Raw genomic sequence first — 22838 nt, forward strand, 5'->3', positions numbered from 1 at the left:
ATATATATGTTTCTTCATAAGAATGGAACTAGCGGGGTATTTTACTGGGGGGGATTAACAATGCATAGGGATGAAACTCCATTACATCCGGATACAGGTGTTACATCTGTAATGTTTGTTGAGCGTTCATTAAATGAAATTCGTTTTTGGTCTAGAATCATGAAGGAGCATTCTCTTTTTCTTCGCTTAGGGTTTAGATGCGAAGATACGCAACTAATTGAAGAAGCGAATCAATTTTATCGATTGTTTGAACATATTGAACAAATAGCGCATTCCTACACAAATGAAACAGATCCTGAGCAAATCAAAAGATTTAATGCAGAAGTACAACAAGCCGCAACTAATATTTGGGGGTTTAAACGAAAGATTTTAGGGTTGATTCTCACATGTAAATTGCCAGGACAAAATAACTTTCCACTGTTAGTTGACCATACGAGTAGGGAAGCTGATTATTTTAGAAAACGTTTAATGGAATTAAATGAAGGGAAATTAGATGCTCTTCCTGATGCTATTATTAAAGAAAATGTTTTCTTTTTGAGGATTATGGCAGACCATGCTAAATTTATTGGTCATCTTCTTGATCCATCGGAAAGAAAGCTTGTAGATACAGCACGAAATTTTAGCAATGATTTTGATGCATTAATGTATCAAGCAATTGACTTAGAATCTATGAAACCACAATCCCAAACAGTCCCTCTTTTAGATCAATTTTTAGATCAAAATCGTGTGTCGGTTGCATCTCTTCGGGACTTTAAGAAAACAGCACGTGATTTAATTGAGCAGTGTAAAATAAAGAGTATCATCCACCCATTATTGGCAGACCATGTCTTCCGTGAAGCTGATAGATTTCTTGAAATCATTGATATGTATGATGTTCATCTTACAAATATTCAATCACAACCTAGATATTAGAAGATGAAGAAAGATAGTATTTTACTTTCGGTTGAGAAGTTAACAATTTATTGTTAACTTCTTTTCTTTGTGATTAAAATTTTCTTTTAAGGACTACATAAATCCCTTTGATCAAATATATAATTATTTTTAGAATAATATATTTTATTTATATATATAAATAAAAACGTTATGAATATACAGTTAATATATAGATAGTAGATTTTAATAAATTATTCGGGGGGAATTTATTAGTTAAGTATATTAACTTTTTTGTGCTAAATTTTACAAATAAAGGGGTATTAGTAATCATGAAAGCAAAAAAATTAGTAAGTTTAGCATTACCAGTTATGTTATTGAGCGGTTGTATTACAATTGAAACGGATGGTAAGAAAGCCGAACCAAATAGATGCTGTTAGCTATCACAAAAAGCCAATGTGCATATGCGAATGGAAACAAAGACAGGCCATAGTATAGAAAAAATCTATATTATGGCCTGTTTTTATATATACTTTGGTTTTCTTATGCATATGTATTTTTAGATAATCAAATAGATTAACATAAAAATGAAAATGTAATTGATTTTTACTAGAGAGTAATTTATATTCAATTTATGCAATATATAGTTTTAACATTATTGGGAGGGATGTATTATGAAAAAAAGTAAATTTCTTAATTTAACAACGGCCGCCACACTAAGTTTAAGCCTTTTATTCACAGGAGCTGTATCCGCCGCTACTGAAGAAAAATTCAGTCCAAAACAAATTAGTTTAGATAAAGTTACATCTGAAAAAATTGATATGTATCAACTAAATCAAATTCAAGATACATTTACAAAAAAAACTGAAAATCAGGTAACTTTTTATTGGAAAAATACACAAGGTATAGAGGAATCAATTGATTTATCTGTTCGAACAGATGCTAGAGGAAATATAACTTCCGTAAACGAAGTCACTACACATGACAACCTAGTTGATTCTCTAGTTAAAAAGAAAAAACCAGGGAAACCAGGGAAAGGTTCGAGTCCAAAGGTACCATATAAATTAAATGGTGGAACAAATAAATCTAGCTTTATTAACGAACACGCTTATAATAGACATAAATATAATCCAAAAGAAAAATCTACTTCTAGCAAAACTCAGTATGGTCGAGATGTTGACGTGAAAAAGTTAAGGGAGGAAACAATGCATAATTATGAAAATAAGTGGAGTCAAACGGATAACAAGGGTAACAGAACAACAACTTATGCTAAACAATTTGATGGTAATTTAAGCACTTCTGATTCATCAACAAGTCATCATAGGGTTATAATCAATCATTCTGACTCATCAAGAAGTACACAATTCCCATTGTACTTAAAGAACTAACATGAATACAAAAAAATTTCAAACCTATGTGGCGTTGTCAACAAAAGACTGGAGTGCTGAAACATTTGTAAGAACCTTAGAAGAGATTGTATCTTCGGCAAAAGAATATGAAAATGATTATATTGAAGTCCATCAAGTATTAGAAATGGTAGTAACAGAAGTTGAAGTTGAGTATGTAATCATTTTAAATCATACGAGAAACTTAGATGATTTGGGGAAATATCTTAAATAACACATTTCAAATACTGTTTATAAAAAGTATGTAATCAGTATGACAAAGGAAAAACTTTCGGTCGTTTTACGTGAAAAGAAGGCGAAGTTTATAGGAGACGTTGAGAAGAAGAGCGAGAGAAACGGAATCAGGATAGTAATAAAGATTCGGTGTTATTATAATAGTAGAGAGAAGTTATCTGAAAAGGGTGTGAGATACAGTCTGTTTTAGATAGCTTCTTTTATTAATGGAAGTTTGGATATTTGTATCTATAGAGAGAAAAAATTAGTGTAAAGTTGATATGAGAAAGAGTGGGAATTATTTTGAATTAGAATTTGAAAGGAACTGGATAGGGTATTTTTTGCTAAAACAACGAATAATTGAAACTTTATATAGTTGATTCTTGATGATTAAAATAAAATGAATGATATATGTGTTGATATAAAAAAATCATTGGTTTTTTTATAGGTTTTTGAAGATTTTTTGTTGACTATAGTCAACGTTTTTGAAGAATAAATTTAGTTTAAAAGAGGAAATTAGATAGGTTTTTGAAGAATAAATTTAGCTGGAATAGGGGATTAAATAGGTTTTGGAGATTAGATTTAGTTTGAATAAGGAATTAAATAGGGTAAATAATAGATTTTTTTATGGAAGGTGTTTTTTGATAGTTTATTTATGATGGGTGTATTTTTGTTTGTTACAAAAATCGTTGTCTGGATATTAAATAAGTTTACTGGGGCGAGCATTACACTTGTAGCAGATGCACCGTATGTAATGAACTTTTTACCTCTCATATTAATGGTTATAGGTGGTATAGGATCTGATAAGTTGAAGAAAATATATATAGATAGAGGAAATAATTCCCCACACTAGCTGTTCTTTCTACTCAAATTGTGTACTATAAAGGATAGGACGACATAAAGAAGGGGATATAGAGAATGGAATTTCATGAACAAAAGATTTTGCCGGCAGTGAGGCAAATTAAAGATTTGGAAAAGCTATTACATAGTTCGTATGAGTATATCGTTATTTTAGATATTCATGTCGGTCAATTGAAGAGTGTTATATCACTTGCGAAGCAATATTGTAAAAAGGTGTTTTTACATGTGGATTTAATTCATGGCTTGCAGAGTGATGGGCATGCGACGGAGTATTTATGTCAGGAGTTTAGACCGTACGGGTTACTTTCAACAAAGGCGAGCGTCATTATGAAGGCGAAGCAAAAAGGTGTTGTGGCAATTCAGCGTATCTTTTTAATCGATTCGAGTGCAATGGAGAAAAGTTGCAATCTTTTAGAAAAGACGAAGCCGGATTATATAGAGGTGCTCCCAGGAGCGTTAACGGATGTGATCGCTGAAGTGAAAGAGCGTACTGGTGTACCGATTTTAGCGGGTGGTTTCATTCGTACTGTTGATGATGTAGAGAGAGCTTTAAATGCTGGTGCGACAGCAATTACGACATCAAAACGCGAACTATGGAAACATTACCAAAAAAAGTGACGAAAATGTGAAATAATTCTGTTGACACCGCTTTCATTAACGGTTAACATTATAGACAAGTTAATAAACGTGACGGAGAAAAGTAGAGATCCACATTTCATTGTTTCTATATAAATTTATATAGAAGCGTGCAAAGCTGTGGGTCTTTTTCTTTTGACAAAAACGAATGGCCATTCATTTTACCTCTATCACATTTGAAAGCGTTTAAATTGATTGTGGAGGGATACTATGTCAGCATTTTTAGGAGAGTTAATAGGGACTGCGTTGTTAATCGTACTTGGTGGCGGCGTTTGTGCTGGTGTAAGTTTAAAGAAGTCGTTTGCGAAAGATTCTGGTTGGATTGTTATTACAATGGGCTGGGGCTTAGCGGTAGCGGTTGCAGCGTATGCGGTTGGATCAATTAGTGGGGCACATTTGAATCCAGCTTTGACGATAGGATTAGCATTTAAGGGAGCGTTCCCATGGAGTGACGTACCTGGCTATATCGCAGCACAAATGATTGGGGCAATTATCGGGGCAGTTATCGTATATTTACATTACTTACCACACTGGAAAGAAACAGAAGATCCAGGAACAAAGTTAGGTGTATTTGCAACAGGTCCAGCAATTCCGAACACATTTGCAAACCTTTTAAGTGAAATGATTGGGACATTCGTTTTAGTATTTGGTATATTAGCAATTGGTGCAAATAAATTTGCAGATGGATTAAATCCATTTATCGTAGGTTTCTTAATTGTAAGTATTGGTTTATCATTAGGTGGAACGACAGGATACGCAATCAACCCAGCACGTGATTTAGGTCCGCGTATCGCGCACTTCTTCCTTCCGATTGCAGGAAAAGGCGGTTCAAACTGGAAATATGCATGGATTCCAGTAGTAGGTCCAATTTTAGGTGGATCACTTGCAGGATTATTCCATCAAGTTGTATTTGAAGGAAAACAAAATGCAGCACTTATTTATGTGATTATTGCAACTGTGATTGTACTAGCAATCTCTTATATGACAAGCAAAAAAAGTGGAAGCAATACAAATAGTAGAAAAGTAGCATAAGGGGGAAACCATTATGAAAAAATATATTCTTTCATTAGACCAAGGAACAACTAGCTCACGCGCAATTCTTTTCAATAAAAAAGGTGAAATTGTTCATTCAGCTCAAAAAGAATTTACACAACATTTTCCAAAGCCAGGCTGGGTAGAGCATAACGCGCAAGAAATTTGGGGATCTATTTTAGCGGTTATCGCAACTTGTTTAAGTGAAGCTGATGTAAAGCCAGAACAAATCGCTGGTATCGGTATTACGAACCAACGTGAAACAGCGGTTGTATGGGATAAAACGACTGGTAAACCAATTTATAACGCAATTGTATGGCAATCTCGCCAAACAGCTGAAATTTGTGATGAGTTAAAAGAAAAAGGTTATAGCGAAATGGTTCGCGAAAAAACAGGTCTTTTAATTGACGCATACTTCTCTGGTACGAAAGTAAAATGGATTTTAGATAACGTTGAAGGTGCAAGAGAGAAAGCAGAAAACGGCGATCTATTATTCGGAACAATTGATACGTGGCTTGTATGGAAACTATCTGGTGGTAAAGCGCACGTAACAGACTACTCAAATGCGTCACGTACATTAATGTTTAACATTCACGACTTACAGTGGGATGATGAGCTTCTAGACATGTTAACAGTACCAAAGAGCATGCTTCCAGAAGTACGTCCATCATCTGAAGTGTATGGAGAAACAATTGACTATCACTTCTTCGGTCAAAATGTACCGATTGCAGGTGTAGCTGGTGATCAACAAGCGGCATTATTTGGACAAGCTTGTTTCGGTGAAGGTATGGCGAAAAATACTTACGGAACTGGTTGCTTCATGTTAATGAACACTGGTGAAAAAGCAGTAGCTTCTGAGCACGGTCTATTAACAACAATTGCATGGGGAATAGATGGTAAAGTAAACTATGCATTAGAAGGAAGTATTTTCGTAGCAGGTTCTGCAATTCAGTGGTTACGTGACGGAATGCGCATGTTTAAAGATGCAAGTGAGAGTGAAGTGTACGCTTCTCGCGTTGAATCAACTGACGGTGTATACGTTGTACCAGCATTCGTAGGTTTAGGTACACCTTACTGGGATAGTGAAGTACGCGGCGCTATGTTTGGTGTAACGCGCGGTACGACGAAAGAGCACTTCATTCGTGCAACACTAGAATCTTTAGCTTACCAAACAAAAGACGTATTATGCGCAATGGAAGCAGATTCAGGTATTGAACTAAAAACATTACGCGTTGATGGCGGAGCAGTTAAAAATAACTTCTTAATGAAGTTCCAAAGTGATATTTTAGACGTTCCTGTAGAGCGTCCGGTAATCAATGAAACAACAGCTTTAGGTGCAGCGTACTTAGCTGGTCTTGCGGTTGGATATTGGAAAAACCAAGATGAAATTAAAGAACAGTGGCATATGGACAAACGTTTTGAACCAACGATGGAAGCGGAAACAAGCGAAGAGCTATATGCTGGATGGAAAAAAGCAATTGAAGCAACAAAAGCTTTCAAATAATCATAAACAGTGTTATAATGGTGACAAGTTAATAATTCGGTAGGAGATTTGGAGAGACCACAACACGCTATAGAGGCGAAATCTATAGCGGAGTTTGTGGTCTCTTTTTTCGTTATCAAAGGGAGGAATTACCATGAAATTTTCAAGTAAACAACGTAAAGACGTATTAAACGGAGTAAATAAACAAGAATTAGATGTGATCGTAATTGGTGGAGGTATTACTGGTTCTGGTATTGCATTAGATGGAGCAACACGCGGGTTATCAACAATTGTGTTTGAAATGCAGGACTTTGCAGCAGGTACATCAAGTCGTTCAACGAAGCTTGTACACGGTGGTCTACGTTATTTAAAACAACTTGAAGTGAAAATGGTAGCAGAGGTGGGGAAAGAGCGTGCGATCGTATATGAGAACGGTCCCCATGTAACAACACCAGAGTGGATGTTACTTCCGTTCCATACAGGCGGTACGTTCGGATCATTCAGTACATCAATTGGTCTTCGTGTATACGACTTCTTAGCAGGTGTAAAACGAAGCGAGCGCAGAAAAATGTTTAGCCGTGAAGAAACGCTGAAGAAAGAGCCTCTTGTAAAACAAGAAGGATTAAAAGGCGGCGGTTACTACGTTGAATATCGCACTGATGATGCGCGTCTTACAATTGAAGTAATGAAAGAAGCAATTGAGCACGGCGCAAAAGCTGTTAACTACGCAAAAGTAGACGGTTTCTTATATAAAGATGGAAAAGTATGTGGTGTACGTGTAATCGATTTACTAGACGGAGAAGTATACGAAGTTTACGGTAAGAAAATTGTAAACGCAGCTGGTCCTTGGGTAGATACACTTCGTGAAAAAGATAACTCGAAAAAAGGAAAAGTACTTCAGTTATCAAAAGGTGTTCACTTAGTAATTGATCAAAAACGTTTCCCATTAGGTCAAGCGATTTACTTCGATACACCAGATAAACGTATGGTATTCGCGATTCCGCGCGGAGGAAAAACATATGTAGGTACAACAGATACGTTCTATGATAAAGATGCAGCTGTACCACAAATGACAACAGAAGATCGCACATACATCATTAATGCGATTAACTACATGTTCCCAAGCGTAAAAATTACGGAAAAAGACATCGAATCAAGCTGGGCTGGTGTACGTCCGTTAATTTATGAAGAAGGTAAGAGTGCATCTGAAATTTCTCGTAAAGATGAAATTTGGACTTCTGAATCTGGTTTAATTACAATCGCAGGTGGTAAATTAACAGGATACCGCAAAATGGCTGAAATGGTAGTAGACTACGTAACGAACTTACTACAAAAAGAAGGCCATAGTGCATATCCGAAGAGCACAACGAAACATATGCCAATCTCTGGTGGACATGTAGATGGCTCTAAAGGGTTACCAGCATTTATCGCGAAAAAAGCAGGCGAAGGTACGAAATACGGTTTAACAACAGCACAAGCAGAAGAATTCGCGAAATTCTACGGCTCTAACGTTGACGTACTATTCGACTTAGCAAAAAAACATAAAGACGAAGCGAAAGAATACAACATGCCACTAGACGTTCTAATCCCACTTGTATACGCAATGGATTACGAAATGACAGCAAAACCAGTTGACTTCTTCGTACGCCGCAGAGGCGCTGTATTCTTCAACATCCACTGGGTATACGAGTGGAAAGAAGCAGTAATCAACTACATGGCTGCGAAACTAGGCTGGAGCAAAGAAGAACAAATGAAATACACAGCAGAACTAGAAAAAGCATTAAGAGACGCTGTCATTCCTGTAGATCAACAAGAGCATGCAGCTGCGTTAGCATAAAATAGAGAAACACCTGAAGAGAAACTCTTTAGGTGTTTTTTTATCTTGACTAAAAATAAATAAAATGTGTTACAATGATGGTAGAGTATATAGTATGAATTTTGCATAAAATAAAGAAGACAGAAGCCTGAGAAACTTCTGCCTTTGTAACCTAACTTGCTATTGTGGTGGTAGTAGGTGCGGTTATAAGACAATTACATTAACGTTTTAGCCGAGAACCGCCCTTACCTGAACTGGACCCGAAAAGTTAGACATATATTTAAGCAGCTAATAAGGATTGAATTCTGTATTTTACAGGAGGCAATCCTTTTAATTTTGCCTTAATCCTTTTATTATTGTAATAATAAATATAATTCTCTAGTTCTTCCCTAAAGTGTTCCATACTTTCAAAATCTTTAAGATAAAGTAATTCAGATTTTAATAAGCCAAAGAAATTTTCAATGACTGCATTATCTAAGCAATTTCCCTTACGGGACATACTTTGAGTTATATTATTTTCTCTTAAAATATATTGATATCTATCCATTTGATAGTGCCAACCTTGATCTGAATGAAGGATAGGAGTATCTTCTTTATCCAAGCATTTTAAAGCCTTATCTAACATCCTTTCGACTAGAAGGAATGTAGGGCGTTTCTCAATATTATAGGAAATAATCTCACCATTAAACAAGTCTAGAATAGGAGATAGGTAGAGTTTTTCACCAAACAAATGAACTTCAGTAACATCTGTAACCCACTTTTCATTAGGCTTAGAGGCCTTGAAATCACGCTTCAAGACATTTGGCGCTACCTTCCCAACCTTCCCGCGATAAGAGCGGTATTTAGTGATTCTTACCAACGATTTTAACCCTAATTGATTCATTAAGCGAAGGACGGTTTTGTGGTTAATGGTATAGCCCTGATTACGTAATTCAAGTGTGATACGCCTATAGCCATATCGCCCTTGGTGTTCCTGAAAAATCTGCTTAATACTTTCTTTAACCTCGTTATATTTATCTTCACGACTCATTTGTTTCACCCAGTAATAATATGTACTACGAGCCATTTCAGCCGCTTTAATCAAGTCGATAATTTTATATTCATGCCTTAACTCATATATTATGTGTGCTTTGTCTTTTCAGAGATTGTTGTTTTTGTTGAATTAAGGCGTGTAACTTTTTTAAATAAGCATTTTCCATGCGTAAGTATTCAATTTCTTTTTGTAAATCATTTTGAGAGTTAATATTTTGTTTTTTCTTAGGTGCAATAGCCTGTTTCTTCTTCACAGTGGAGTACCCCTTACTTGTTTTACGAAGAGCATCTATCCCCTGTGATTCTAGCATTGATCGCCACTTCCTAACGGTACGAGGAGATGGAACGTTGAACATAGCGGCCGCTTGTAGGGGCGAAGCTCCTGTATTGTTCATAAAATTCAATACTTCCATTTTAAACTGAATGTCATACCTTGTACATTTAGAGTTTAAGGACTCTATTCCTTGTTCTCTAGTACGTGCCACCCACTCTTTTAATAACGATATACTGACTTGATATTTTTTGGCAGTCACTTTAAAAGAATCATTTGTATTTAAATAATGTTCAACGGCATTTCTTTTTAATTCGAATTTATATTTTCTAGACATAATAAAACCGCACCTCCAATTGTTAGTTATTTGTCTAACAAATTGGGTGCGGTTCAACCTTTTCCACGAAGCAGGGTGGTTCTCGCTTTTTTGTATACAGAAATTAGCCATGGACCAACGTATCTTCTACCGATGACAACGCCAGCTCCGGTTAGGATACCATACACTAATTTAATGACAAACATCGCGATCATATTATCACCTCCCCCTTTTTTCAAGATGGAAGAGATGATTACCACACCTACTAGTTATAGCTTATTAAGTCACGTATTCATTGTATTATGTTTTAAAATAGGGAACAAGACATATAGATAAAAAGCCCTAGCGTTCAAACTCAAACCCCCACTGAAAGGCTTTATCTCAGTGGGGGTAGTTGACTCCTTGTTAAATAAACATAACTAAAAAAATAAAGATACTGATAACAATATCCAAATGAAATACACGGCAGAACTAGAAAAAGCAATAAATCAACAAGAACAAACAGCTGCGTTATGTATAGAACTTCAAATACTACACTTGTATGAAGAATGTATCGGTTTTGATATTATCGATCCATCTTTGTATGGCCATGAAATATTAGATTCTTTAAGTGAGTGTTAGAAAGAAGGAGGACTCGATTAAATCGGTTCTCTTTTTCATTTAGCGATAGGAAACGAAGACGCCCCTCTTATTGCAAACTTAAAGAGCGCCGTGGGAGAAAGACGCTCTTTAGGTGAATGTAGTGTAATAACTATTCGGTTTATTATATGTAAGTTGCTGAGGAAGTGTTTTATAAAAAACGTTATTACCCTCTGTATTTTTTATAAATTTATAAAACTTTTCCATACAGTGCGTCGTCTAATATATGGGAAGGAGGGAAGGCTGTGGATGAATTAATGATAGAAGCGTTTGAAATAGAAGATAAGGAGGACCTTATCGACGAAATCATGAACAAGTATGGACAAGAAGTCTTACAGCTTGTGTATTCATATGTGAATAATAAAGAGGTTGCGGAGGATTTAACGCAAGATATATTTGTGAAATGTTATAAATCTCTTCATACATATAAAGGGAATTCGAACTTAAAAACATGGCTATGGAGAATTGCAATTAATCATTGTAAGGACTATTTAAAAAGTTGGTATAACAAAAAGGTCATCGTGACAGAGGATGACTTTACGTATATGGGGAGTCAAAAAGAAAGTGTGGAACAAACTGTCATTCAAAATGCGGAGGATCGTGAACTGGCTTCTGCAGTAATGAATTTACCGATAAAATATCGAGAGGTGATTTATCTATTTTATTATGAGGAATTATCAATTAAAGAGGTTGCTATTGTAATAGAAGTGAAGGAGAACACGATAAAAACGAGACTGAAAAAAGCAAAGGAGCTTTTGAAGAAAGGATTGGAGGAATAGTCAAATGGAAGATCGATTAAAAGGCTTACGAAAATCAATGGAGAACACAACTTTTAAACATTTGAGTTTTTCTGATCAGCACCAGAAGCGGGTGCATAAAAAAATCAATCAATCGTCCGAAAAAGAAGAAGATATCCTTTTAGCAGTGTTGCAACTTCTTATGAATGAAAAAACAGGCTATGAATTGATGCAGTTACTGCGGGGGAGAGGAATTCAAACATTCGAAGGTGATGAAGGATCTCTATACACTTTATTACATCGTCTAGAGCAGAATCGCTTTATCCAATCTAGCTGGGACCACGCGGAAGCTAAATATTATCAATTGAATGATAAAGGAAATAAAATGCTGCGAAAGGCAGAGAAGAATGCTACGAAGGCACGATTTATATTAAAAGGATTAGTACAGGAGTGAGAACAAATTGAACAAAAAAGGGGAGCGTTTTTTAAAAGAAGTTACGAACCATATTAAATCAAAAGAAGCAAAGGACTTAGTGGCAACGGAACTAGACTTTCACTTGAAACAGACGAAGGATATGTGGATAGGGAAAGGGTTAAGTGAGGAAGTTGCTGAAGATAAGGCTGTTGAACAAATGGGGAGTCCGATTAAACTGGGGCAGGAACTTAACAAACTTCATAAGCCAAAGGTTGATTGGTTTTTAATTGGTTTATTAGTGGCTGCGATGGGGTTAGGGTTTTTGCCGGTTATAGCTTTTGGATATATGAATGATTTACTAATGGATAAAGTGATATTTGTTGTTCTTGGTATTGCAACAGCGTTAGGGATGATGCTGATTAATTATCGGAAGTTAGAGAGATTAGGATGGTTGTTTTATACAATTGGTGTACTTATCTTGTTAATGCTATACTGCTTTCCGAATGCTGGGATGCTTGGAGAACCGATAATAAAAGTTGGTCCTATTGCAATTGACCGTTTAATGGCAGTGCCGTTCTTTTTTCTAGCTTGGGCTTCTTTTTTCAATAATAGTAGGATAAAAGTAATGCATCTTGTGGCTCTTTATTTATTTTCTTTGTATTTATTTTTAATTGGCGCAGCTTTTTCAGTGATTTTTATTTATATCACGATGGTATTCGTTATGCTTTGGTGGAGTAAGTTAGGGAAGAAAAAGGCATTAATTATTACAATTGTACCAATCTGTTTATTGATTATAGGGGCCTATTTTTTCTGGCACACAGTAAAAGGAGTTTATTTGGATAGATTTTTAGGGTATTTGAATCCAGAGCGTGATGCACAGGGCGCAGGATTTATGTATATACGTTTAAAGGAGGTAATGTCGTCAGCAGGTTGGTTTGGTACATACGGAGATGTAAAGTTCATCCCTAATCCAGATACTGATTTTGTATTTGCAAGTTTGACTTATTATTATGGATATGTGCTTGCACTGGTCCTTGTCTTAATTCTTTCTCTTTTTGTAGCACGGTTAATCTTCATATCTTATACAATAAATGACCGATATGGTAAATTGCTTCTCATTGGAGGCATGACTCTTTTCGTAGTACAATTCCTTTATAACGTCGGTATGATTTTAGGTTTATTACCGATTACTGCTATATCATTACCTTTTATTAGTTATGGATTAACACCAACTGTATTTCATGCGCTTTTAATGGGAATCGTACTGAGTGTATATCGACGTAAAGATATGTCGTTTAGAATAAGAAAAACACCTTGATACTTATATAAATTGCATGTAAAAGATTGTATTATTATGATCAAGTATAGACATAAATAGAGAGCAGAAGAGGGGTATGATAAATAACCCTCTTTTCGTGTTTAAATAAGTGCACTCTCTTTAATAGAAATACATAATTCAGAACGAGAAATTGATTCAGCTAGCTGCTGTAAATAGGCGTATTCTTCCGCGTCTTTTTCGGAAGTGTTAGGATCCAATACAGGTGAAGAAAGAAGTACATCAATCGTAAGTATGTCTGCATCATGAGAAATGATGTTATAACCTGCAAATACAGGTTGTTTTAAGTCTTTTACTTTTTGAATCATCTGATGGAATTTCGTAACACTTATATGAATTTGTGCGAATGGAAAGCATTTTTTGGTAGGATTCTCGATGGTCTTTCTAATTTTATAATCGTATACATAGTAGTACTTTTCTTGCTGCTTGAGTGTTTGAAACTCTTTCGTTAATAAGTGGTATTTGTCTGTAAGTCCAGTTGTAAGTGCATCGTGTTCTTCGCCAACTAATAATGTGAAAGGTCTTGGTGAGGGGATTGCAATGGTGCGGACGTTTAGGTCAGTAAAAGTGTGCTTAGATTGTAAAATGGTATGTAATTTTTTGGAAGGGAATTCACCGTCATAAATAGCAATAAAATAATGGTTCATCTTTTCGCTCCTTAACTTTTTTCTAAACTGATATATTCTACTTTAAAGGTGTAAGTCCTGCATAAAAAAGAAAACACCTTGATTGTTATCAAGGTGTTGTAATAAGCTCAAAACTCTCCGAATCAGCCTCAAGAATAAAAGGACTAACCTCGCCAACGCTATAAAGTTGTAATTCATGCATTGCGCGCGTACAAGCAGTGTAGAATAATCTACGAACGCTCTCATCGCTGTATACATCTTTAGAAGCATTGTAAATAATAACAGCATCAAATTCGATACCTTTCGCTAAGTAAGCGGGGATCACGACGATGCCTTGCTCATACTCAGCTGAGTTACTCTTCACGAGTTTAATATTCTCGATATGACTAAGCGCTTCGTATGCAGCGGCACTTTCAGCTGCGGATTTACATATAATTGCGATCGTATTGTGCTGCTCTGTTTGTAGTTCAGCAACTTTGGCAGTAATATGCTCATGCAGTTGGCTGTCACTGGATGCTTTCATCACTGTAGGTTTCTCGCCGTCACGTTCAAATGCGTGAATGTTTTTTCCTTCCGGTACGAGAGCCCGTGTAAATTCAATAATCGGTTTTGTTGAGCGGTAGCTACGAGTTAAGTTAATGCCGTTCGTTTCATCCGGCCCGTATAAATTTGTAAGTGTATCGAAATTCACCGTTTCACTCGCATGAGCAAATATTGCTTGGTTAAAGTCTCCAAGTACCGTCATTCTTGCAGCAGGGAAGAGACGTTTTAAAAACTCGAACTGAAATGGTGAATAATCTTGCGCTTCGTCTACGAGTACGTGCTTAATCGATCTATTTGTTTGGAAGCCTTCAATTAACTCTTTTAAAAGTAAAAATGGAGTTGCGTCCTCGTAATATAGCTTTCCTTCATCTAACATGTTTACTGTTAATGAGCAAATGTCATCCCATTCTTTCGGTTTTTCTCCAGTAACCCATGATGCATCTGTGAAGAGGTGTTTATATATGCCTGTGAAATTGATAAAGCGCAATGTTTGAACACCTTTGCGAAGTGGTTTCAATTTTTTACGGACAATCATACGTCCAAGTACTTTCGCTTCTTTCTCAAAATCGTTAAAGGAGTTGTCGTCAAACTCACCTTTTTTCTGTAAATATTTATAAGCCTTTTGATATTCATCTTTACTAAGTAGTTCAATTTCTTCTTCTACCCAAGGCTTTTTCAGTTCTGCTTTTTCAAGTGCATCTATTTGCTTATTTAGCCAATCCGTTAACTTCTCAATTCGGCTATGGAAGCGGAGAGAGGAGTCAGTATTATAAAATTGCTCTGTAATTTCTTTCGCAGAGACAATTAGCTTTCCTCTAAATTTCATTCCTCTAAATAGCATGCCTGATGATTCAAGAGATTGTCTGTACGCTCGAATCATTTCGAAAAATTGAGTAGATGCTTTAAAGCGAATGCTTGCATTTCTTGTTTTATAGATAGGGCTATTTGTTTCAGTGAGCATATATTCTAATTGCTCGTATGGATCTTCCACGTCAAATGACTTACTTAGTCTATGATTTAAATATTCTTGGAATGTCACTTGCTGCATATTTTCTTCGCCGAGTTCAGGTAGTACGTTAGATACGTAGCTATTGAACATAGAGTTAGGGGAGAAGAGAATAATTTGATCTGCTTTTAGCCATTCGCGATATTTATATAGTAAGTAGGCGATTCGTTGCAGGGCAGCGGACGTTTTACCGCTACCAGCAGCTCCTTGCACGATAAGAAGTCGGCCTTCATCGTGACGAATAATTTCATTTTGCTCGCGCTGAATCGTAGCGACGATACTTTGCATATGTTTGTTTGTACCTTTTCCGAGCGCTTGTTGCAAGATCTCATCGCCAATTGTAAGGCTCGTATCGAACATAGAATCAATCTCGCCATTTTGAATAATATATTGTAATTTTTTCTCCACGTTACCGTGGATTACGCCTCCTGGTGTACTATATTCAGCTGGTCCTGGTGGATAATCGTAGTATACACTCGAAATAGGTGCGCGCCAGTCATATATAAGAAAGTTTTCTCCACTAGCATCCGTAAGTGTAGCAACGCCAATATAAATTTGTTCCGCAGCAGATTCTCCTTCTTCTTTGAAATCAATTCGTCCGAAATAAGGTGCTTTATGCATGCGTTTTAGTGCGGCAAGTCGATTAAAGGTGTGCTTATGGGTAATTTGTGTGACAGCTAGTGACTGAGCTTGTTGTCTTAAGTTGATAACTGTTTCAAGATAATCATCAAAAGTATCAGTATTCACTTTCACGTCATCCCAAAAGTGTTTACGAATATGGATTACTTCTGCCCGGCGTCTGCCAGTTTCGTTTTCCAGTTTATCAATTTGCTGCGTAATCGTTTCGATTACGGTATCCAATCTTTTTTGCTCTAAATCAAGTTTTTTGTTCATACGGTAAGCACTCCTTTAAAAGTGAAAAATAGAGGTTGACTGAAGATGTGTTTTGGTGTAAAATTAAGATACGGATAAATACGTTCTTTATATTTAGTGAAACGTGTTTCTGTACTAATTTAACATAGTTTTTGAATTTAATCAATGATAATAAGATAAACCTTGGTTCCGTGTGGCGTGGATCAAGGTTTTTTTGTGTTTTAAGAGGGGTTCGCAGTTATTGTCAGTTTCTGTCGGTAAGTCGATATATTATGAAAATCGCCGATATAATTGGAGTTGTGGTCGATATATTTAAAAAATCGCTGATATAATTCATTCAGAGGACCAACTATATAATTTCATTTACCGAATCTAGATATAACTACCGAGAGAAGAGGGGATAAAAAAAGCTCGGGCCTAAGCCCAAGCTTTTTATTTCATTATTTCTTTTCTTCTTTTTTAGCGTCAGTTTTCTTCTCTTCGAAAAGATCTTTCAAATCTTTATCGTCAACTTTTACGTCAGCTTTTTTGATTTCTTTCATCATAAGATCGTTCATGAATGCGCCATCTTGTGCTTTCTTTTGAACGATTTCTTTTTTGATGTCAGCTTTAGATTGTTCGAATGATTTTTCTGGCTCTTTAATGTCTGTTACTTTAATGATGTGGTAACCGAATTGTGATTTCACAGGTTCGCTTACTTCATCTTTTTTCAGTTTATAAGCAGCCTCTTCGAATTCTTTAACCATTTTGCCAGGTCCGAAGAATCCTAAGTCTCCACCTTTTTCTTTTGAACCAGTATCTTCAGAGTATTGTTTTGCTAACTCTTCGAAAGATTTACCTTGTCCAAGTTCTTCTTTAACCTTTTTCGCAGTTGCTTCATCTTTTACAAGAATGTGGCTTGCTTTAATTTCAGGCTTGTAGTTATCTTTTAATTCTTTATCAGTGATTGTTTTCTCAATAGCTTTTTCTTGCGCTAATTGAGCACGTACACCAGTTTTTAACGTTTCTTCTTTAATACCTTGTTGTTTTAATAGTGTATCGAATTGATCACCGTATTGTTTTTTCATTTCATCGAACTTTTTGTCTACTTCTTTGTCTTCAACTTTGTAGTTTTTAATAAGTACTTTTTCCATAACCATGTTGTTTAGTACTTGTTTACCAGCTTGTGTCTTCATTTGCTCGTAGAATTCTTCTTTTGTAATGTCACCAGCTTTAGATGTAACGATTTTGTCTGATGATGATGTTCCACATGCTGATAATGCGATTACACTTGTTGCGGCTAAGGCAAGCATAGCTTTCTTCATTCGATAAACACTCCTACTATTATGTATTTTTAATTTATCCTATACCAATGAATTTTAGTTCATTAGAGCCCGATTAAGTCTCACTGATACTTTTGCTTTTTTTGTTGGTAAAGCTCGCTTAACAGGGCTTACCGAGGCTTTAGGATAAAGTTAAGATGCGTGTCATGTATTTCATAGTATAAGCAATATGTACAAAATTTAATATATCATATTTCGACGTGTTTTCATATTGATAAAGAAAATTTAACCAGTACGTGTCAGATTTTGAAGGTGTACCATATTGGGCGTATGCCGCATATACAGAATAGAGGAGGGGATGGGGATGAATTCTCAACTTATTTTATTACTTGTACTGTTTATTTTATTGGTTATAGTAGGTATAATTTGCTTATAGAGGAAAAAAGTGAGGAAGGGGCTTTCCTTCCTCACTTTCCATGAAATATAATTTCTATATAACTAGAAATTAATAAAATTGTTATACATACATTAATAACCCGAAAGACACCGGGTTGGCGGCTCGCAGATATTTGTTTTCGTTCACACAGTGTATGTGTCATGAAATTCGTGTAAAATATAACAAGAAGTGCGAATGCGACAAAAACAACTGTTATAAGTGTCATGAGGCGAGACCTCCTTTTGGCTAAAATACATATACTTTATATATTGTATCATACGATATTTTGTTCGTGTTATAAAATTCAGAAATAGAAGACTTTGTGTTAGAAAGTGAGGGAGAAAATGGACGTTGTTAGAAGATTAGAACAAGCTGAATACTACGTAGACCTACTATTTAAAATGATTGATGAAGAAAAGTGTCCATTTTATTCTTTGATCATAAAGAAAAAAGCTCGTAAAAAAGATATTGAACGTATACTAAATCTTTGTGAAATACTGAACGAACAATATGTAGTGGAAAAAGCAGAAGGACTTCTTTTGTTCGATGCGCTGTTAGATCAATTTGAAAAAGCGCTTCCACATCAGCTCGAAGTACACGAAACTGCGGAAGCGCTAGCAAAACAAGGTTTATTCAAACCGCTTATGAATGAATTCTTAAGCATGATTGCGAAAAAGTAAATAGATTACTTCTTAACTAACTTTTGATCGGATTCTGTAAAGTTCTCTTCAATATCTTCTAATGATTTCTCAAAAATATCGATGAAGTCTTGTCCGTAAATGTTACGCAAGATAGCAATCAGTTCGATATTTTCTGGGAACTTCCCATAAAAATTACGAAGTGCAAGAGCCCCATTAAACACTGAATTATTTTCAGGGTCATACTCCTCCATTAAGCGAAGTAGTAATTCTTCCCCTTTGTCTGTAATTTCGATGTACGTATTTCGTTTATCATCTTCTTTTTTCGAGAATACAAGATAGCCGCGTTCTTCCAACTTTTTCGAGAAGTTAAACGCCGTTGATACGTGCATAACTCCAAACTTAGCAATCTCAGAAATAGAAGCCCCTTTTAAATGATAAGCGATTGTTAAAATATGATGCTCATTAATGTTTAAATCATAAGGTTTAATCCACATCTGCCAATCTTTCTCTACACATTTCCATAACGCTTTCGATAATTGAGCAATGCGTTGGCTGAAAATCATCGCTTCTTTTACCGAGTAATCTTTTTCTCCACTTTTCATATACTCACCCACTTTAACATTCTTTTTCATTACTATCTATTATGCCAGTAAAATAAAAATTAATAAAGTCTTTTTGTGAGAATTGTGAAAATTTTTTGGAAAAATGACATTCTATACAAATCATGCATAACTATGGAAGCGGTTTATGAGTCGTGAATACATGTGTTGTCCATACATGTTAAGTGATAACATATATTGTAAATGCATAAAAACACGGCATATCTATGTGATATGCCGTGTTAAGGTCAATTTATATAAAAAATATTTGTTATATGCAAAAAACTAAGCAGGAATTTGTTTACGCTTTTTCCGGAACAGCTTCTTGTAGTTTCTCAATTGATTTTTGAATGTCCAAAATCTCTTTCTCAATATGTCGTTTGTTTTGAGAAATATCTTGCTTCCAGTTAGAAAGTGTATCGTGCATATCGTCTTTTAATTCTTGGAACACTTCTTTACCTTCTGAAGCAGTTTCAACGATTTGACGTTTTAATAATTTTGTATCAGCTGTAATATCAGCTAAAGTCTTTTTAATATCATTTCCTTTTTCTTTTAACTTACCGCGCATGTCTTTGCCCGAAGAAGGAGTTGAGAAAAGAACAGCTAGTCCAGCAACTGCTCCGCCGCAAATGACACCTGTAATAAAGGATTTAGCTTTTGACATAAAAGGAGACCTCCTTATTTTTTGTTCGTATTCATGATGTGAAAAAATATGCATATCTTTAAGACGAGGGAAAGGAAAGTGTGCAGTCCCCAGCATCTTAAGTGGAGAAACAAGCCGTGCCATATTTAATCACGTTAGGAAAGTGGCTTGTTATGTATGACTTCTTATTATAGTGTCACTATTTCACACTATTTGCAATTGTACTTGCGATGTTTTGTAAATTTTCCATTGTGTATTCATTTTGATGTGATTTCCAAACAGCACCGAAACCATCGTTTTCACCGTAGCGTGGAATTAAATGAAGGTGGAAGTGGAACACAGTTTGTCCAGCTTTTTCACCATTATTATTAAGTAGGTTAAAGCCAACTGGATTAAACTCTGCTTTAATCGCATTTGCGATTTTCGGAACGACAGAAAAAATGTGTGATGCGATTTCTGGCGTTAACGCAAAAATGTCTTGTTTGTGAACTTTTGGAATAACAAGAGTATGTCCTTTTGTTACTTGACTAATATCTAAAAATGCAAGCACATGTTCATCTTCGTATACTTTTGAGCAAGGGATTTGCCCGTCAATGATTTTACAAAAAATACAATTATCTGCTGTATGATTCATCGATCTCATCCTTTCAAATATCCTTAGCCGTATTTTACCATAATTACATAAGAGAACAAACACGAAAAACAGGAAGCTGACTCAGCTTCCTGTTTTCTGAAGATGGATTGAAAAAGCATTATCGTAATTTACGTTTCGCAGACACCTCATTTATTTTAAGAAATGCACGGTAAATCGGCTAAAGTTTCTGCCGTAGACACCCCATTTTCAAGTGAAATGAATTGCAATCTTTTTAAATGAAATTGTTTACTTTTTAAAACAGTATATGCTCTTTCGGAGACACCCCGTTTCGAAAATAAAACAAATAATCTGGTTATGTGTAAATTCCTTTGTCCAACTTGGACACCCCATTTCATGATGACTTCACTATGTTGTTGTACTCATCAATAGGTGGTCGCTTTTTCAATGTGTTCCTTCTTCCTTAATTATGATGTCCGCTTTCGGGAAAATATATGCGAACAAATTTAAATTTTTTTGAATGCATCGATACTATGTAGTACAGCGTAATTTTTGGTAAGATGAATATAGAACGAATATAAATGAAGAAAGTGGTGTCGTATGAGCGAGTTATTGCGTGTAGAAAATGTTACAGGAGGATATACGAAACGACCTGTATTAAAAGATGTTTCGTTCTCTGTGAATAAGGGTGAACTTGTCGGCTTAATCGGTTTAAATGGAGCAGGTAAAAGTACGACGATTAAACATATTATCGGTTTAATGGAACCGAAAAAAGGAACTGTCACGATTAATGGGAAAACAATTCGTGATGATATGACAGCGTACCGTTCTAGTTTTTCGTTCATCCCAGAAACACCTGTATTATATGATGAGCTAACGCTAGAAGAACATTTGAAGCTAACAGCGATGGCTTACGGTGTCGATGAAAAACAATATGAAGAACGTGTAGGACAATTATTACAAGAATTCCGTATGAAAAATCGTTTGAAATGGTTTCCGTCTCATTTCTCAAAAGGGATGAAACAAAAAGTAATGATTATGAGTGCGTTTTTAGTAGAGCCATCTCTTTACATTGTGGACGAACCGTTCGTTGGGCTTGATCCGTTAGCAATCCAATCACTCCTTCAAATGATGGACCAAATGAAAAAGAGCGGTGCAGGTATTTTAATGAGTACACATATTTTAGCGACGGCAGAGCGTTATTGTGATTCGTTCATTATTTTGCATCAAGGCGAAGTGAGAGCGAAGGGAACATTATCTGAGCTGCAATCACAGTTTCATATGCCGGATGCAACGTTAGATGATATTTATATTGCATTAACGAAGGAAGAAGATTATGAATAGCACAGCATTATGGAAAGAACGATTTCGTCACTTTCTACAAGAAGTTCGTACATATAGTAAATACGTATTTAATGATCATTTAAAATTTATTTTCGTATTCATTATCGGCGCAGGAGCATATTATTACCAGCAATGGTTACAAACGTTAACACCTTCGTTTCCGACGGCCCTCGTTATGGCAGTGTTGCTTGGGCTCGTATTAACGACCGGATCCATTCAAACGTTGTTAAAAGAAGCGGATCTCGTTTACTTACTGCCAGTGGAAGAAAAGTTAAAACCGTACTTCACAAAGGCATTTCTTTTTACGTTTATGATTCAGTTATACATAATTGCAATCGTAGCAGCAGCGCTTGCTCCGTTATACTTCCAACAAATGAAGCAAACAGGAGCTGGTTACATATGGATCGTACTCGCATTTGTCATTGTAAAAGCGTGGAATTTATTTGTAGCGTGGGAAAAGTCATTTTTAACAGATCAAAATATACAAAGAGCCGATTGGTTCATTCGATTTATTTTAAACGCCTTATTTGTTTATTTCCTTGTGGAACGTACTTCAGTTATGTTTATTGCCGGAATCATCCTTCTGATGGTGTTATACCTCGCTATTCTGCATCAAATGGTGAAGGGGAAACCACTAAACTGGGAGTATTTAATTTCTGAAGAAGGTAAGAAGATGATGCTGCTGTACCGCATCGCGAATATGTTCGTTGATGTACCAGCATTAAAAGAGAGAGTAGCACGTAGAAAATGGCTTGATTTCATTCTTTCGATGATCGGTGAAAAGCGTACCTATTTATACTTATATACGAGAACGTTCTTAAGATCTGGTAATTATTTTGGCTTATATGTGCGCCTGCTCGCTCTTGGCGGAGTTATTCTTTACTTCATTCCGTTTTTATATGGACGATTTATCGTAAGCCTTATCTTCCTATACTTAATCGGTTATCAGCTATTAACTTTATGGAAACATCACCGCATGAAAATTTGGCTTGATTTGTACCCAGTAGGCGGAGAAGAGAAGAAGAAAGATTTTCTTACTTTATTAAATGCAATTCTCATTATTGGCAGCGTTGTATTTACAATCATATTTGCACTTGCTACGAAAGATTTCATGATGACGGGAATTTTATTAGTCGTAAGCATAGTATTTAGTATCGGTTTCGTTTATCAATACGGGGCAAAACGTATTGAGCGTTTAAATTGAAGGGAA

The 22838-nt window shown here is 35.7% G+C and carries 23 protein-coding genes and 2 pseudogenes; 16 read left to right on the forward strand and 9 right to left on the reverse strand.

Features of this window, described 5'->3' with window-relative positions:
• Nucleotides 1-60: 60 nt before the first annotated feature.
• The 9 genes and pseudogenes from EGX95_RS04065 to glpD all read left to right on the forward strand — a co-directional run bounded on the left by EGX95_RS04065 (nucleotide 61) and on the right by glpD (nucleotide 8338).
• A complete protein-coding gene (locus EGX95_RS04065; protein ID WP_000554476.1) occupies nucleotides 61-912 on the forward strand; it encodes a DUF2935 domain-containing protein in 852 nt (283 codons plus the stop codon).
• Nucleotides 913-1166: 254 nt separating this feature from the next.
• Nucleotides 1167-1310 (forward strand): hypothetical protein, encoded by a 144-nt coding sequence (locus EGX95_RS30215; protein ID WP_002027173.1) that lies wholly within the window; start codon nucleotides 1167-1169, stop codon nucleotides 1308-1310.
• A gap of 234 nt (nucleotides 1311-1544) precedes the next feature.
• The gene (locus tag EGX95_RS04070; RefSeq protein ID WP_000748572.1) at nucleotides 1545-2258 is read left to right on the forward strand and encodes a hypothetical protein; all 714 of its coding nucleotides are present in this window, start codon (nucleotides 1545-1547) and stop codon (nucleotides 2256-2258) included.
• A 1-nt stretch (nucleotide 2259) separates the two neighbouring features.
• Nucleotides 2260-2490 carry a hypothetical protein gene (locus EGX95_RS04075; protein ID WP_001093032.1) on the forward strand — a complete coding sequence of 77 codons (231 nt, stop codon included), beginning with the start codon at nucleotides 2260-2262 and terminating at the stop codon, nucleotides 2488-2490.
• Nucleotides 2491-3117: 627 nt separating this feature from the next.
• A pseudogene (locus tag EGX95_RS04080) lies at nucleotides 3118-3342 on the forward strand (hypothetical protein); the annotation flags it as partial.
• A 65-nt stretch (nucleotides 3343-3407) separates the two neighbouring features.
• Nucleotides 3408-3968 (forward strand): glycerol uptake operon antiterminator GlpP, encoded by a 561-nt coding sequence (glpP, locus tag EGX95_RS04085; protein ID WP_000394287.1) that lies wholly within the window; start codon nucleotides 3408-3410, stop codon nucleotides 3966-3968.
• Between the two features lie 228 nt (nucleotides 3969-4196).
• On the forward strand, nucleotides 4197-5018 hold the full coding sequence (glpF, locus tag EGX95_RS04090; protein WP_001272193.1) for a glycerol uptake facilitator protein GlpF: 822 nt from the start codon (nucleotides 4197-4199) through the stop codon (nucleotides 5016-5018).
• Between the two features lie 13 nt (nucleotides 5019-5031).
• Nucleotides 5032-6522 carry a glycerol kinase GlpK gene (gene glpK, locus EGX95_RS04095; RefSeq protein WP_000759995.1) on the forward strand — a complete coding sequence of 497 codons (1491 nt, stop codon included), beginning with the start codon at nucleotides 5032-5034 and terminating at the stop codon, nucleotides 6520-6522.
• 133 nt (nucleotides 6523-6655) lie between these two features.
• Nucleotides 6656-8338 carry an aerobic glycerol-3-phosphate dehydrogenase gene (glpD, locus tag EGX95_RS04100; protein WP_000672842.1) on the forward strand — a complete coding sequence of 561 codons (1683 nt, stop codon included), beginning with the start codon at nucleotides 6656-6658 and terminating at the stop codon, nucleotides 8336-8338.
• A gap of 259 nt (nucleotides 8339-8597) precedes the next feature.
• Here glpD and EGX95_RS04105 read toward each other — a convergent pair.
• Nucleotides 8598-9957, reverse strand: a pseudogene (locus EGX95_RS04105) (IS3-like element ISBce15 family transposase).
• Between the two features lie 53 nt (nucleotides 9958-10010).
• Nucleotides 10011-10151, reverse strand: a complete 141-nt coding sequence (locus EGX95_RS30220; RefSeq protein WP_000561153.1) for a hypothetical protein — start codon at nucleotides 10149-10151, stop codon at nucleotides 10011-10013.
• Nucleotides 10152-10389: 238 nt separating this feature from the next.
• Here EGX95_RS30220 and EGX95_RS30225 point away from each other — a divergent pair, with 238 nt between their 5' ends.
• The 4 genes from EGX95_RS30225 (at nucleotide 10390) to EGX95_RS04120 (ending at nucleotide 13045) form a co-directional block, all read left to right on the forward strand.
• Nucleotides 10390-10557: a hypothetical protein gene (locus EGX95_RS30225; RefSeq protein WP_000877815.1), complete on the forward strand. Its 168-nt coding sequence runs from the start codon at nucleotides 10390-10392 to the stop codon at nucleotides 10555-10557.
• 263 nt (nucleotides 10558-10820) lie between these two features.
• A complete protein-coding gene (locus tag EGX95_RS04110; RefSeq protein WP_000343925.1) occupies nucleotides 10821-11354 on the forward strand; it encodes a sigma-70 family RNA polymerase sigma factor in 534 nt (177 codons plus the stop codon).
• A 4-nt stretch (nucleotides 11355-11358) separates the two neighbouring features.
• On the forward strand, nucleotides 11359-11766 hold the full coding sequence (locus tag EGX95_RS04115; protein WP_000390157.1) for a PadR family transcriptional regulator: 408 nt from the start codon (nucleotides 11359-11361) through the stop codon (nucleotides 11764-11766).
• Between the two features lie 7 nt (nucleotides 11767-11773).
• The gene (locus EGX95_RS04120) at nucleotides 11774-13045 is read left to right on the forward strand and encodes an FtsW/RodA/SpoVE family cell cycle protein (RefSeq protein WP_001034623.1); all 1272 of its coding nucleotides are present in this window, start codon (nucleotides 11774-11776) and stop codon (nucleotides 13043-13045) included.
• A gap of 101 nt (nucleotides 13046-13146) precedes the next feature.
• Here EGX95_RS04120 and EGX95_RS04125 read toward each other — a convergent pair whose 3' ends face one another.
• From EGX95_RS04125 to EGX95_RS04140, 4 genes are all read right to left on the reverse strand, one after another.
• On the reverse strand, nucleotides 13147-13710 hold the full coding sequence (locus tag EGX95_RS04125; protein ID WP_001017085.1) for a hypothetical protein: 564 nt from the start codon (nucleotides 13708-13710) through the stop codon (nucleotides 13147-13149).
• Nucleotides 13711-13798: 88 nt separating this feature from the next.
• A complete protein-coding gene (helD, locus tag EGX95_RS04130) occupies nucleotides 13799-16132 on the reverse strand; it encodes an RNA polymerase recycling motor HelD (protein WP_123805458.1) in 2334 nt (777 codons plus the stop codon).
• Nucleotides 16133-16551: 419 nt separating this feature from the next.
• The gene (prsA, locus tag EGX95_RS04135; protein ID WP_000710070.1) at nucleotides 16552-17415 is read right to left on the reverse strand and encodes a peptidylprolyl isomerase PrsA; all 864 of its coding nucleotides are present in this window, start codon (nucleotides 17413-17415) and stop codon (nucleotides 16552-16554) included.
• A gap of 425 nt (nucleotides 17416-17840) precedes the next feature.
• A complete protein-coding gene (locus EGX95_RS04140) occupies nucleotides 17841-18035 on the reverse strand; it encodes a hypothetical protein (protein ID WP_000172692.1) in 195 nt (64 codons plus the stop codon).
• A gap of 118 nt (nucleotides 18036-18153) precedes the next feature.
• Here EGX95_RS04140 and EGX95_RS04145 point away from each other — a divergent pair, with 118 nt between their 5' ends.
• The gene (locus EGX95_RS04145; RefSeq protein WP_000383651.1) at nucleotides 18154-18489 is read left to right on the forward strand and encodes a DUF1878 family protein; all 336 of its coding nucleotides are present in this window, start codon (nucleotides 18154-18156) and stop codon (nucleotides 18487-18489) included.
• Nucleotides 18490-18494: 5 nt separating this feature from the next.
• Here EGX95_RS04145 and EGX95_RS04150 read toward each other — a convergent pair whose 3' ends face one another.
• From EGX95_RS04150 to EGX95_RS04160, 3 genes are all read right to left on the reverse strand, one after another.
• A complete protein-coding gene (locus tag EGX95_RS04150) occupies nucleotides 18495-19052 on the reverse strand; it encodes an HTH-type transcriptional regulator Hpr (protein WP_000834918.1) in 558 nt (185 codons plus the stop codon).
• Nucleotides 19053-19350: 298 nt separating this feature from the next.
• Entirely contained in the window at nucleotides 19351-19713 is a 363-nt protein-coding gene (locus tag EGX95_RS04155) for a YtxH domain-containing protein (protein ID WP_000030300.1), read from the reverse strand.
• Between the two features lie 178 nt (nucleotides 19714-19891).
• Nucleotides 19892-20326, reverse strand: a complete 435-nt coding sequence (locus EGX95_RS04160) for an HIT family protein (RefSeq protein ID WP_001016840.1) — start codon at nucleotides 20324-20326, stop codon at nucleotides 19892-19894.
• 558 nt (nucleotides 20327-20884) lie between these two features.
• Here EGX95_RS04160 and ecsA point away from each other — a divergent pair.
• Both ecsA and ecsB read left to right on the forward strand, forming a co-directional pair.
• Complete coding sequence (ecsA, locus tag EGX95_RS04165) at nucleotides 20885-21628, forward strand: ABC transporter ATP-binding protein EcsA (RefSeq protein WP_001292601.1); 744 nt, start codon at nucleotides 20885-20887, stop codon at nucleotides 21626-21628.
• Nucleotides 21621-22832: an ABC transporter permease EcsB gene (ecsB, locus tag EGX95_RS04170; protein WP_001089153.1), complete on the forward strand. Its 1212-nt coding sequence runs from the start codon at nucleotides 21621-21623 to the stop codon at nucleotides 22830-22832. Before ecsA ends, ecsB begins: the two co-directional genes overlap by 8 nt.
• Nucleotides 22833-22838: the final 6 nt, after the last annotated feature.

The sequence above is a fragment of the Bacillus sp. FDAARGOS_527 genome (assembly GCF_003812125.1).
GTDB lineage: Bacteria > Bacillota > Bacilli > Bacillales > Bacillaceae_G > Bacillus_A > Bacillus_A paranthracis.

Bases quoted from the DNA above. Each gene is read 5' to 3' on its own strand.
- EGX95_RS04065 (WP_000554476.1), top strand. From the start codon at position 61: ATGCATAGGGATGAAACTCCATTACATCCGGATACAGGTGTTACATCT.
- EGX95_RS04070 (WP_000748572.1), top strand. From the start codon at position 1,545: ATGAAAAAAAGTAAATTTCTTAATTTAACAACGGCCGCCACACTAAGT.
- EGX95_RS04075 (WP_001093032.1), top strand. From the start codon at position 2,260: ATGAATACAAAAAAATTTCAAACCTATGTGGCGTTGTCAACAAAAGAC.
- glpP (WP_000394287.1), top strand. From the start codon at position 3,408: ATGGAATTTCATGAACAAAAGATTTTGCCGGCAGTGAGGCAAATTAAA.
- glpF (WP_001272193.1), top strand. From the start codon at position 4,197: ATGTCAGCATTTTTAGGAGAGTTAATAGGGACTGCGTTGTTAATCGTA.
- glpK (WP_000759995.1), top strand. From the start codon at position 5,032: ATGAAAAAATATATTCTTTCATTAGACCAAGGAACAACTAGCTCACGC.
- glpD (WP_000672842.1), top strand. From the start codon at position 6,656: ATGAAATTTTCAAGTAAACAACGTAAAGACGTATTAAACGGAGTAAAT.
- EGX95_RS30220 (WP_000561153.1), bottom strand. From the start codon at position 10,151: ATGATCGCGATGTTTGTCATTAAATTAGTGTATGGTATCCTAACCGGA.
- EGX95_RS30225 (WP_000877815.1), top strand. From the start codon at position 10,390: ATGAAATACACGGCAGAACTAGAAAAAGCAATAAATCAACAAGAACAA.
- EGX95_RS04115 (WP_000390157.1), top strand. From the start codon at position 11,359: ATGGAAGATCGATTAAAAGGCTTACGAAAATCAATGGAGAACACAACT.
- EGX95_RS04125 (WP_001017085.1), bottom strand. From the start codon at position 13,710: ATGAACCATTATTTTATTGCTATTTATGACGGTGAATTCCCTTCCAAA.
- helD (WP_123805458.1), bottom strand. From the start codon at position 16,132: ATGAACAAAAAACTTGATTTAGAGCAAAAAAGATTGGATACCGTAATC.
- prsA (WP_000710070.1), bottom strand. From the start codon at position 17,415: ATGAAGAAAGCTATGCTTGCCTTAGCCGCAACAAGTGTAATCGCATTA.
- EGX95_RS04140 (WP_000172692.1), bottom strand. From the start codon at position 18,035: ATGACACTTATAACAGTTGTTTTTGTCGCATTCGCACTTCTTGTTATA.
- EGX95_RS04145 (WP_000383651.1), top strand. From the start codon at position 18,154: ATGGACGTTGTTAGAAGATTAGAACAAGCTGAATACTACGTAGACCTA.
- EGX95_RS04150 (WP_000834918.1), bottom strand. From the start codon at position 19,052: ATGAAAAGTGGAGAAAAAGATTACTCGGTAAAAGAAGCGATGATTTTC.
- EGX95_RS04155 (WP_000030300.1), bottom strand. From the start codon at position 19,713: ATGTCAAAAGCTAAATCCTTTATTACAGGTGTCATTTGCGGCGGAGCA.
- EGX95_RS04160 (WP_001016840.1), bottom strand. From the start codon at position 20,326: ATGAATCATACAGCAGATAATTGTATTTTTTGTAAAATCATTGACGGG.
- ecsA (WP_001292601.1), top strand. From the start codon at position 20,885: ATGAGCGAGTTATTGCGTGTAGAAAATGTTACAGGAGGATATACGAAA.
- ecsB (WP_001089153.1), top strand. From the start codon at position 21,621: ATGAATAGCACAGCATTATGGAAAGAACGATTTCGTCACTTTCTACAA.